We start from the raw sequence: 12294 nt of genomic DNA on the forward strand, positions 1-12294 counted from the left end.
TATGATTTATCTATTTCAAACAATTGTTTTTAACATATTGGCAATATTGTTTAAACCATTTCCTAGAAATAAACATATATGGGTCACTGGAAAGGTTAATGGATGGGAATACGATAATAATCCGCCCATGTTTTTTGATAATTCTAAATACTTTTTTTTATACCTTGTGAATAATACTAATGAGACTGTTTATTGGATTTCTAAATCAAAAGATGAAATAAAAAAACTAAAAGAAATGGGCTTGCCTGTTCTGAAATATCCTAGTTTGAAAGCAATATATATTATACTACGCGCTAAATTTTCTTTTCATCATTATGGCCCAGATCAACTTAATTTTAATCTACAGAGAGGGATGATTCAATTAGACTTTTGGCATGGAACTCCAATTAAGAAAATTCGTTATGATGTGGTAGAAAAAAAGCCAGAGCAAAACAATTTTATATTACGCTATTTGAAGAAAGACGGATTGGAGTATATTTTTTCTACATCAGACTATATTTCGGAAAAGATATTTGTAAGTGCGTTTGATACGGTTAAAGAAAGAATCCTTAATTTTTCGTACCCTAGAATGGATGTAATGGGGATGGGAAAAAAAGACATAGTAGAGTTTTGTGAAAAATATTCGAAAGAATTGTTACGCTATATTGATATTGCGTCTCAATATCAAAGAGTTTTGCTATACATGCCTACTTATAGAGATGACGATCCGTATTATCTGGATAAAGCAAATATTGATTTTGATTTATTGAATAAAAAACTTTGCGCTAATAATGCGGTTATGTTTTTTAAGCTGCATCCACTTACAGCTAACATAAATATTGATAGTTATTCAAATATAATTAAAATCGATAATGATGTTGATATTTATCCGTTTTTAAAATTTACAGATTTTTTGATTACAGATTATTCTTCTATTTTGTTTGATTATTTGGTGTTAGATAAAGAAATAATATTTATACCATATGATTATGAAAATTATGTTAGAAGTAGAGATTTATATTTTGATTACAATAGTGTAACTCCGGGAATAAAATATAGTAGTTTTGAGGATTTTATCAAAGAAATAGATAATTTGGAGAGTTTGGATTATAGAATTCAGAGGAATGAATTGAAAAAGATGACCATTGAGAATTATAATTTTGACTCATGTGAACGAACATATAGGTATATTGTTGATAAATTTGCAAGGTGATTATATAAATGAGGCAAAGAAAATCGTCAATTGAAAGAATAAAGGTTATTGCAATAATAGCAATAGTGATATGTCATTCAATTCCTGGATTAAGGGTCGAGTATCATTATGCTACACAAGATAGGTGGTTGTGGGCAATCTCTGTATTAAAACAATTGGGATCGGTAGGAAATGCTTTATTTTTGGTGTCTTCATCATGGTTCCTAGTGGATAAAAGTGAAGTGGACATAAAAAAAATAAAAAATATCCTGGTTGATAATTGGCTGATAAGCATGTTATTTTTATTCATTTTTTTATTCTTTTATAGTATAGATAAAATGGATATATTGCGAGAAATGTTTCCCTTTTGTTTTGCTACATTATGGTATATTACATGTTATGTTATTTATTACAGTTTACACGGAATAATTAATGGGGTATTAAAACAATTAATAAGAAGGCCTAAGAGAACGATTCTGATGGTGCTGTTGTTTATTGCGTTTCAGTTCGCTATTGGTTTTAAATATTATAATGACTTAATTGGTTTTTTCTTGATACATATATTAACATACTGTGTAAAGAATGGTTGGAATTATGCGAGGAAAGGAGTTGGTTTTGCAAAGATAATTACTATAGTAGGCTTCTTTTTTTGGATTGGAGGCGCATACTGTTTTAATGCGATTGGATGCAGATTAATTTTTGTCGGACAAAGGTATAGTATGTGGAACACGTTTCTTAATCCATTTATTATAATGATGTCATATGGATTGATTATAATAGCTGATAATGAGACATATTATAATAGAATCATTAATGATTTATCTAGAAAATCTCTTTATGTATATATGATTACAGGTAATCAATTAGTAAGGATTTATTTCGACAATGATATATATGACAGGTTAGTAGGAGGGGGATTTGAAAAGAGTTATGAATATTGCTTTTGGTTTATATTAGGTTATGCTTTCCTGAAAAGTGTATTTGGATTTGGTTTTGCAACGCTATATTTAAAAATAAAAGAACTATTAAAGGTGAGAGTAAGAGGGAATACGGTATGGTTATAGGATATACAACTGGTGTGTTTGATTTGTTTCATATAGGTCATTTGAATCTATTGAAAAATGCAAAAGGAATGTGTGATAAATTAATAGTAGGTGTAACTGTTGACGAATTGGTACAATATAAAGGGAAAAAAGCAATGATTCCATTTGATGACAGGTTGGAAATAGTACGTTCATGTAGATATGTTGATGTGGCGATACCACAATATGATATGGATAAACTTGATGCATGTAAAAAATTAGGGGCAAATATATTATTTGTTGGAGATGATTGGTACGGAACAGATAAATGGGTGAAATATGAAGAGCAGTTTAAAGATGAGGGGATTGAAATCGTGTATTTCCCATATACTAAGTCTATTTCGTCAACTAAGATTACAGAAGCTTTAAAAAATGCAAGAGGATGGTCAGTTACACCACCTAATATTAAAGTGAAAAAGGGGGATTACTTTAGAGATTAGTGAAATGATAATTAATTGCAAAATAGTAACACTGAATTGGAGAAAAATATGTGTGGAATAAATGGCATAATATCAACAAAAAAACTGTGTGATATGCAACTACGATTGGGTAGGATGAATGAGTCTATTAAACACAGGGGGCCAGATGCGCAAGGGATAAAGATTCTTGGAAATGAGATTGGGTTCGGTCATACAAGATTATCCATTATAGATTTAGATGCTAGATCGAATCAACCAATGGTAAGCGCAAAGGGAAATATGTTGATATTTAATGGCGAAATATATAATTTCAAAGAAATAAAAAAACATATTTCAGACTATAAGTTTCTAACGGAATCGGATACCGAAGTTTTATTGGCTGGAATTGAGACTCGAGGTATAGATTGGTTGTTAGATAATATAAATGGAATGTTTTCATTTGCATATTATGATAATGATAATAATGAGATTATAATTGTAAGAGATAGATTGGGAATAAAACCTTGTTATTATTATGTCTCCAATGATTCTTTTATTTTTTCATCAGAGATTAAAGGAATATTAAACAGCGGATTGGTTAGTGCAAACTTCTATGAGTCTGCCATAGACGAATACTTGGCTAACAGATATGTTAGGGCACCATTCACTTTTTTCAAGAATATATATCAGTTAGAGCCGGGAAGTCTTATTAGGGTGAGCGTTTCAGATAATAAGATAATGACTGAAAAAAGTAAATACTGGGAATTGCCTGAAGATTTTAATATGGACAATGAGTACGATGAAGAAAAAATATGCGAAGAGTTTGAAAAAAAGGTAATAGAATCAATAAAAAAAAGAATGGTTGCGGATGTTACAGTGGGGACGTATTTATCTGGAGGAATTGATTCGAGCCTTATATCTGCGATTGCTTCAATTAATACTGATAGACAAATTAATACGTATACAATAGGCTTTGATGATTTGAACGAGTATCAATATGCTGATATTGTTGCAAAAAAATATCTAACAAATCATCATGAGATTAAGATGAGTGAAGGCGATTATTGGGATGCATTGACTGAGGTTATTGGATACAAAGATTCACCATTAGGTGTGCCAAATGAAATTCCACTTGCTAAAATGTCAAAAGTATTATGTAAAGATATTACAGTTGTTTTATCAGGGGAAGGCGCAGATGAATTAATGGGTGGGTATGGAAGGATATTTCGCTCAGCATTTGATTATTCAAACATAAAAAAGTTTCAACAAAATAGCTTTTACCAATATTTTATTGGTAAGTATGAGTATGTGCCACGGAGAATTCGTAATAAGTATTTGAATATCAGCTGCGATTTACGAAATTATTGGGATGAAATTGTTGAACACGAATTTTGCGAGCATGGCAATGAAGAAAATGTATTTAGGTTCTTCCATGAATATCATGTTAAAGGTTTATTGCAGCGAGTAGATACTACGACTATGCTTGCGAGTGTAGAAGCACGAGTACCATTTTTAGATCACGAACTCATTGAGTTTTGTTATAAGAAAGTTCCATATGAACTAAAGTTGAAATGGAAAGAAGGAGCGGAAAAGCAGATTAAGGATACTTCAGATATATATAGTGAAATTTTAGACACACCTAAATACTTATTAAAAAAAGTTGCACGTAAATATCTTCCTGATGAAATAATTGACAGAAAAAAAGTTGGTTTTCCTGTTCCGCTGAATAATTGGATTTTAGATATCGAAAATAAAGCAAGTGATATACTAAGGGATGCATATTGGCTGAAAGCAGATGTCTTAGAGGAAATGATAAACGACTGTGGAACGGAAGAACGTGCCGGACAAATAATATGGATGTTTATAAACATAGAAATATTTAGAAAAATGTATTTTGAAAGAGAGTGGAGATATTGAATTGATTTAAATCGAGTATTTCTTCCGTATTAATAGAGAGTGTTATTATCTATAGCATTGCAGGTACATGATTTAAATGTTTATGAATACATAAAACACATCATAAGCTAATAATATAAATGAAATAGCCAGATAATAATTATGACGACTTAGTTTACATAGAATAGGTAATTTATAATGAAAAAGAGAAGTTGATTATTGTCTTACTTGCGAATGCAACGTAGATACTCGTGAGATTTGTGTAAGGATGTATTGGGGCTAGGTAATTCCCTATTTGGGGGAGTGTTATAGTGGTTAATGCATAACAGAATATTACATATAATATTGGAGAACAAGAAGATGAATTGCGAATTATTCAAAGATAAAACACTTATGATAACTGGAGGTACTGGTTCATTTGGTTCCACAGTTTTAAAGCATTTCCTTGATTCAGATTTAAAGGAGATTCGTATCTTCTCACGTGACGAGAAGAAGCAGGATGATATGAGACATCAGCTTCAGGCTGAGCACCCAGACCTTGCAGGCAAGGTAAAGTTCTACATCGGCGATGTTCGTAACATGCGCTCAGTGCAGGATGCTATGCCAGGTGTTGATTTCATCTTCCATGCAGCAGCATTAAAGCAGGTTCCTTCTTGCGAGTTCTTCCCAATGGAAGCAGTTCGTACAAACGTTGAGGGAACTGACAATGTTCTTCATGCAGCAGTTGAGGCAGGCGTTCAGAGAGTTGTTTGCCTTTCAACAGACAAGGCTGCTTACCCAATCAACGCAATGGGTATTTCAAAGGCTATGATGGAAAAGGTTATCGGCGCAAACGCTCGTGTTGCAGCTGGTAAGACTACAATCTGCACCACACGTTATGGCAACGTAATGTGCTCACGTGGATCAGTTATCCCTCTTTTCATCGACCAGATCAAAGCAGGCAACCCAATCACAATCACAGATCCAGAGATGACTCGTTTCCTCATGAATCTTGATGAGGCAGTTGCTCTTGTTATGTTTGCATTCGAGCACGGCGAGCCAGGTGACCTTTTCGTTCAGAAGTCTGACGCTTCTACAATCGGCGACCTTGCAAAGGCTGTTCAGCAGCTCTTCGGTGACACAGGCACAAAAATTATCGGAACACGTCACGGCGAGAAGCTTTTCGAGACACTTATGACAAACGAAGAGTGCGTTCGTTCCGTAGATATGGGCAACTACTATCGTGTACTTCCAGACGGCCGTGACCTCAACTACGACAAGTTCTTCGTAGATGGCCAGGTTCAGACTATGGCTAATGAAGCATACACTTCACATAATACAAAGAGATTGGATGTACAGGGAACTGTAGATAAGATTTTGACTACGGATTATGTTAGGGCGATGCTTAAATAGAATAATAGTTAAGTATTTGGATTGAGTAGTTGTGTGGTATTAAATGGATAGGACTTAAAATTACGTTTGTACTGTTATGACATTATATAAGAGTATACATAAAGATTAATTAAAAAGGAGCGATTAGCTGCAACTAATCGCTCGTAACAGATGCATTATCTGGCTTCGTCTACATGAGCTTCCGGTATGCCACTTGTAAAGACTGAAGTAAGAAAAGCATTACAGATGGGGCAAGAGACATCTTCGAAATCACGACATCCTGGTTGGAAGTCGTTTTCTCTAATAGTGATGCTTTTGCCACATATAGAACATTTAGTGAATATCATATGGTGCCTCCTTTCTTATAATTTTATAAATTATCATAAACCAACCAATTAATAATTCAAGTGGTTTATGGCGATTAAGTTGTTGAGTTTTGCTTGATGAATAAATTTAGAAACTAGGTGCCTGACCCCATTACGCGTCACGGCGAGAAACTTTTCGAGACACTTATGACAAACGAAGAGTGTGTTCGTTCCTTAGATATGGGCAACTACTACCGTGTACTTCCAGACGGCCGTGACCTCAATTACGATAAGTTCTTCGTAGATGGCCAGGTTCACACTATGGCAAATGAAGCTTATACATCTCATAATACAAAGAGACTGGATGTGCAGGGAACAGTGGAAAAGATTATGAATACTGATTATGTTAGGGAGATGCTTAATTAGAATGTGTTATTTATACAGTTGCTGATATAAAGTGTTTAATCGGTTTGTCTTAAACACAGTTGACAGCAACTGTGTTTTTTGTCAAAATGTTCATGAAAAGCCGGAAAGGAGGATGTCGTGAACAGAATCGAATTAGATATTCTTAAAAACATATATTTGAATCGGGAATGTAGCCAAAGAACAGTGGCGATGAATACTGGATATTCATTGGGACGTGTTAATAAAGCTATAAAAGTTCTTTGTGAGCAGGATTGTATCAATGATGAATTACAGGTGTTAAGTAAAGGTGCTGAATTGATCGTAGCTAATCGACCACATAACGCAATTATCCTTGCTGCAGGATATGGAATGCGGATGGTTCCTATTGGGAAGAACATGCCTAAGGCATTGATGGAAGTAGATGGAGAGCCATTAATAGAGCGTTTAATTAAACAATTAAAAGAGGTTGGCATACATGAAATTACAGTAGTAGTTGGATTTATGAAAGAGGCCTTCGAATATCTTATTGACTTATATGATATTAAATTGGCTATAAATACAGAATATGCAGATAAGAATAATTTGCACTCATTGTATTTAGTAAAAGAAAAGATCGCAAACACATATATATTGCCTTCAGATATCTACTTTTTCTCAAATCCTTTTTCTAAAGTTGAAGCATACTCATGGTACATGATTTCAAATGAACAGAATGATAATAGCAATGTCTATATAAATAGGAAATTGGAATTGGTAAAGACACATGATCAATCTCATAACAATTTTATGGTTGGAGTTTCATACATTAATAAAGAGGACTCGATACAGCTTAAAAAAAGAATCGAAGAATTAGAACATGACAGTAAAAATAAAAATGCATTTTGGGAGGATGCATTATTTGACAAGGACAGAATGTATATTAATGCGAAAATGATAAATGCATCCAATGTCGTCGAGATAAATACATACGAGCAATTGAGAGAGTTAGATAATAAATCCAATAGTCTTAAATCGGATGTAATATCGATTATATCAGAGACACTTAATTGCAGAAAAAGTGATGTAGAAAATATAAAAGTATTAAAAAAAGGAATGACAAACAGATCGTTCTTATTCGAGGCACTGGGGCAAAAATATATAATGCGAATTCCTGGTGAAGGAACAGATAAGCTCATAAACAGATATCATGAGCAAAGCGTATATAAGGCAATTGCTGGAAAAGGAATCTGTGACGATCCTGTTTATATTAACGCAGATAATGGATATAAGATTACCAAGTTTTTAGAGGGGGTTAGACCTGCTGATTCCAATGATGACAAAGATATCCGTAGATGCATGGATAAACTTAGGGAGTTTCACAACCTAAATCTTGAAGTGCAACATACCTTTGATATGTATGAGGAAATAGAGTTTTATGAAAAGCTAAGGGATACAACGTCAATATATCGAGATTATAGTACAACGAAAGCTAATATCTTGAAGTTAAAAGAATATGTTGATAAACATGTCGAAAGAAGAACTCTTACACATATTGATGCAGTTCCGGATAATTTTCTTTTCTATACAGATGAAACTGGGGTGGAACAGCTCCAATTAACAGACTGGGAATATGCAGGCATGCAAGATCCGCACGTGGATATTGCTATGTTTTGTATCTATAGCATGTATGATAAAGAACAGATTGATAAGTTGATTGATATATATTTTGAAGAAAAATGTTCGGTTCAAAATAGAATAAAGATATATTGTTATGTGGCAATAGCAGGTCTATTATGGTCAAACTGGTGCGAATACAAGCTAAGCCTAAGGGTAGAATTCGGAGAATACGCTATTAGGCAATATCGATATGCGAAAGAGTATTACAAGATTGCCATAGAGGAAATGGAGAAGCTTAATGAAAAATAAAGTTGAACGTGCAATTATAATGGCGGCAGGCCTTGGAAATAGAATGCGCCCTATCACCGATGAAATACCTAAACCACTGGTAAAAGTAAATGGAACTCGCATGATTGATACTGTCATAGATGGTTTAATGAAAAATGGAATTAATGATATAACTATTGTTGTTGGGTATAAGAAGGAATGTTTTGAAGCACTCAAGGATAAGTACCCAGATATCAATCTTGTCGAAAACAGATATTATGACCAATATAACAATATCTCATCACTTTATTCTGTAAGGGACAAGCTAGACAGAGCTTGCATAATATTGGATGGAGATCAGCTAATCTATAATGATAAAATCCTTGCACCTGAGTTTGATTTATCAGGATATAGTGGTGCGTGGGTTGAAAATGACACAGACGAATGGTTGATGCAAGAAAAGGATGGAGTAGTAACAGAATGCTCTCGCACGGGAGGTTCAAAAGGATGGCAGCTTTATAGTATCAGTCGTTGGACCAAGGATGATGCATTGAAATTAAAGAAATTTGTTCAGTTGGAATTTGAAAATGACAACAGACAGATATATTGGGACGATGTGCCAATGTTTTGTCATTTTAAAGAATTTACCTTGGGTATAAATCCTATTAGTAAAGAGGATTTAGTAGAAATAGATAGTTTTCAAGACTTAGTTAAACTTGATAATACATATTCAAAGTATACGATTTAATAGATAGGGGGAAATAATGAACAATAAAAGTAGAATTGACTGGCTTATAACTTTTTTACCATTTATTTTGATTATGACTGTTGCGGGGTCATTCTTTATTCAGCCGGAATTATCAAATGAAATACTCAGTAAAATTAGATTCTTTTTTGGAGACACATTAGGTGTATACTATTTGATAATAGGCATTGGTGTATTTTTGATTTCGATATATTTGAGTTTTTCAAAAATAGGAGATATCCGACTAGGTGGTCAGGATGAAAAGCCTAAGTATTCATTCTGGACATGGGGAAGTATGATGTTTACATGTGGCCTTGCAGCAGATATTCTTTTCTATTCGTTTGCTGAATGGATTATGTATGCCACAAATCCACATGTTGCTGAACTGGGCTCAATATCAGAATGGGCAAATGTATATACATTGTTTCATTGGAGCTTCATCCCTTGGTCTTTCTATTTAGTTCTTGCAGTTGCTTTTGGCTTTATGTTGCATGTCAAGAAAGTAAATAGACAGAGATATTCAGAAGCTTGTAGGCCTGTAATTGGAAATAAAGCAGATGGATTATTGGGAAGAGTTATCGATTTATTTGCTATATTTGCACTTTTGGCAGGAACTGCTACTACATTTAGCGTAGCTACACCATTGATGGCGACAATAGTTTCCAGATTATTTGGAATTAATGTAGATCGTTCAGTGATAACAATAATCATTTTAGTTATTACCTGTATCGTATATACTTATGCAGTTATCCATGGAATGAGAGGAATTAGTCTCCTTGCAAAGGCATGTATGTTCTTATTCTTTGGCCTTTTAGCATTTGTTTTCTTATTTGGAGGTCAAACAAGATATATAATAGAAAATGGTTTTGAATCCTTTGGTAGAATGATACAAAACTTTATTGGATTATCAACATATGTAGATCCACAGCGCCAGAATAATTTTCCACAGGACTGGACAATATATTATTGGGCATATTGGATGGTATGGTGTATCGCAGCTCCATTTTTTATCGGAAATATATCTAGAGGAAGAACTATAAAGCAGACTATAATAGGCGGATATTGCTTTGGAGTTGGCTCTACAATAATTAGTTTTATAATTCTAGGAAACTATTCATTATCGCTCCAGGTGAAAGGTGCAAAAGATTTTATTGCTGAATACTCTGCAACTGGCGATTTGTATGATATGATATTAAGTGTTATAGATACAATGCCTTTCCCTACATTAGTGATGATAGTATTACTGCTTACTATGATGGCCTTTTATGCCACATCATTTGATTCTATTGCATTTACAGCAGCAAGTTATAGCTATAGGAACTTAGGCGAGGATGAAGTACCAAATGTATTTATACAGTTGCTATGGTGTATATTATTGATTGTATTACCAATAGCATTAATTTTCTCTGAAAGTTCCATGTCTAATATTCAGTCAGTTAGTATTATTTCAGCGTTTCCAATCGGAATAATAATGATAGTTATGATATGGGGTCTAATAAAAGAATGCTTAAATTTTATTCGAGAAAAAGAATAGCGAAGTAAGGAGTTAACATTTAATGAAGGTAATAACCTGTGCAAGTTACTATGGAAGTGGGTCTAGTGCACTTACAGATTTAGTGGCAGAATATTCAAATGTAAAGGATTTATCAAATTTTGAATTTCGTTTTTTACATGATACAGACGGAGTAAGAGATTTGGAATATCATCTAGTTGAAAATCATAATCGCCACAATTCTGGACATGCATTAAAGCGATTTGCTAAATTGGCTCATTTTAATGAAGGTAATTTCATGAGCAAAAGATATTCGAATTTCTTTGATGGTAATGAGTATAGAGATATTACTGCTGATTATATTAACGATTTGACAGATTTTGAATGTACAGGATGGTGGTTCTACGATTTATATGATAAAGGACCAAAGATATATTACTTATATCAGTTGGCAAATCATTTCTTCAGAAGAATACCAGGTCAACCATTTAAGATTTTAAAAAATGAACAAACATTATATTCCCATCCAACAGAACAGGATTTTTTGAAGTATACAAAAAAATATATTTCAAGATTACTTCGAGCCTTGAATAAAGAAGATAAAGAGTATTTGGAAATTGATCAAATTCTTCCTTCTTCTAATATAGAGCAAGTAATAAAATATTTTGAAGATGAAGTATTTGTGTTTGTAGTGGATAGAGATCCTAGAGATATTTATTTATCTGAAAAGTACTACTGGAAAGAGGGAGTTCTTCCAACTGACCCAGAAAAGTTTTGTGATTGGTTTTTATATTGCAGAAAAGCTGGAAAAGGTAGTATTGAAGAATCGTCTTGTATCATTAAGATTCAATTTGAGGATTTAATATATAAGTACGATGAGACTGTTGCGCGTGTAGAAAAAGCAGCAGGTTTGAAAGCAGAATTGCACGACAAACAGTATACAAAAATGAATCCACAGCGTTCGATTGTAAATACTAGATTGTGGGAAAAGTTCCCAAATGATCATGGTATTAAAATTATCGAAGAGAGGCTAAAAGATTATTTGTATGATTATTCAGAGATTGATATTGATAATGTCAAGGGAATAAAGACAAATGAATCGAGCATTTTTTAATGTGAATGGAGTAGAACAGATATATGAACGTACAAAATAAGACAGAGATGTTAGAATTTACAGAAAGAGGTGATGACAGAGGTCACCTCGTAATATGCGAGGGTGGAATAGATATTCCATTTGATATTAAGAGAATCTTTTACATATATGGATCTGACTCAGAAGTAGTCAGAGGACAGCATGCTAATCGTAATAGTGAGTTCGTGCTAATAAATGTAGCAGGTACTAGTAAAGTGCGAGTAAAAGACGGTAAAGGGAATGAAACTGTTTATTCATTGAATCGTCCTCATACAGGTATCTATTTACCTAAAATGGTATGGAAAGATATGTATGATTTTAGTGATGATTCCGTCCTTTTGTGTTTGGCTAGTACACATTATGATGCTAATGAATATATTAGGGATTATGATGAATTTGTAGAAATTATGAATAAAGAAGGGGAGCAAGAGTAA

Annotated in this window: 12 protein-coding genes; 11 read left to right on the forward strand and 1 reads right to left on the reverse strand. The window is 33.4% G+C overall.

Features of this window, described 5'->3' with window-relative positions:
- Position 1: 1 nt before the first annotated feature.
- From T375_RS03805 to T375_RS03825, 5 genes are all read left to right on the forward strand, one after another.
- Entirely contained in the window at positions 2–1192 is a 1191-nt protein-coding gene (locus T375_RS03805; RefSeq protein ID WP_044935240.1) for a CDP-glycerol glycerophosphotransferase family protein, read from the forward strand.
- An 8-nt stretch (positions 1193–1200) separates the two neighbouring features.
- On the forward strand, positions 1201–2235 hold the full coding sequence (locus tag T375_RS03810; protein WP_044935241.1) for an acyltransferase family protein: 1035 nt from the start codon (positions 1201–1203) through the stop codon (positions 2233–2235).
- Entirely contained in the window at positions 2226–2693 is a 468-nt protein-coding gene (locus T375_RS03815) for an FAD synthase family protein (RefSeq protein ID WP_044935244.1), read from the forward strand. The genes T375_RS03810 and T375_RS03815 overlap by 10 nt, the downstream gene beginning before the upstream one ends.
- Before the next feature lie 48 nt (positions 2694–2741).
- Positions 2742–4568, forward strand: coding sequence for an asparagine synthase (glutamine-hydrolyzing) (asnB, locus tag T375_RS03820; RefSeq protein WP_044935246.1), 1827 nt, complete (start codon positions 2742–2744; stop codon positions 4566–4568).
- 339 nt (positions 4569–4907) lie between these two features.
- On the forward strand, positions 4908–5939 hold the full coding sequence (locus T375_RS03825) for a polysaccharide biosynthesis protein (protein ID WP_044935248.1): 1032 nt from the start codon (positions 4908–4910) through the stop codon (positions 5937–5939).
- Positions 5940–6094: 155 nt separating this feature from the next.
- Here T375_RS03825 and T375_RS13525 read toward each other — a convergent pair whose 3' ends face one another.
- Positions 6095–6265, reverse strand: coding sequence for a hypothetical protein (locus T375_RS13525; protein WP_155952424.1), 171 nt, complete (start codon positions 6263–6265; stop codon positions 6095–6097).
- A gap of 165 nt (positions 6266–6430) precedes the next feature.
- On the opposite strand from T375_RS13525, the gene T375_RS03830 reads away from it, so the two are divergent.
- From T375_RS03830 to T375_RS03855, 6 genes are all read left to right on the forward strand, one after another.
- Positions 6431–6649, forward strand: coding sequence for a hypothetical protein (locus tag T375_RS03830; protein ID WP_044935250.1), 219 nt, complete (start codon positions 6431–6433; stop codon positions 6647–6649).
- Positions 6650–6766: 117 nt separating this feature from the next.
- On the forward strand, positions 6767–8533 hold the full coding sequence (locus T375_RS03835; protein ID WP_044935253.1) for a phosphotransferase: 1767 nt from the start codon (positions 6767–6769) through the stop codon (positions 8531–8533).
- A complete protein-coding gene (locus T375_RS03840) occupies positions 8523–9239 on the forward strand; it encodes a sugar phosphate nucleotidyltransferase (protein ID WP_044935255.1) in 717 nt (238 codons plus the stop codon). Before T375_RS03835 ends, T375_RS03840 begins: the two co-directional genes overlap by 11 nt.
- Positions 9240–9255: 16 nt before the next feature.
- On the forward strand, positions 9256–10770 hold the full coding sequence (locus T375_RS03845) for a BCCT family transporter (RefSeq protein ID WP_044935257.1): 1515 nt from the start codon (positions 9256–9258) through the stop codon (positions 10768–10770).
- Positions 10771–10792: 22 nt separating this feature from the next.
- Entirely contained in the window at positions 10793–11842 is a 1050-nt protein-coding gene (locus tag T375_RS03850; protein WP_044935260.1) for a hypothetical protein, read from the forward strand.
- A gap of 23 nt (positions 11843–11865) precedes the next feature.
- The gene (locus T375_RS03855; protein WP_044935262.1) at positions 11866–12294 is read left to right on the forward strand and encodes a sugar 3,4-ketoisomerase; all 429 of its coding nucleotides are present in this window, start codon (positions 11866–11868) and stop codon (positions 12292–12294) included.

The sequence above is a fragment of the Pseudobutyrivibrio sp. LB2011 genome (assembly GCF_000701765.1).
GTDB classification, from domain to species: Bacteria; Bacillota; Clostridia; order Lachnospirales; family Lachnospiraceae; genus Pseudobutyrivibrio; species Pseudobutyrivibrio ruminis.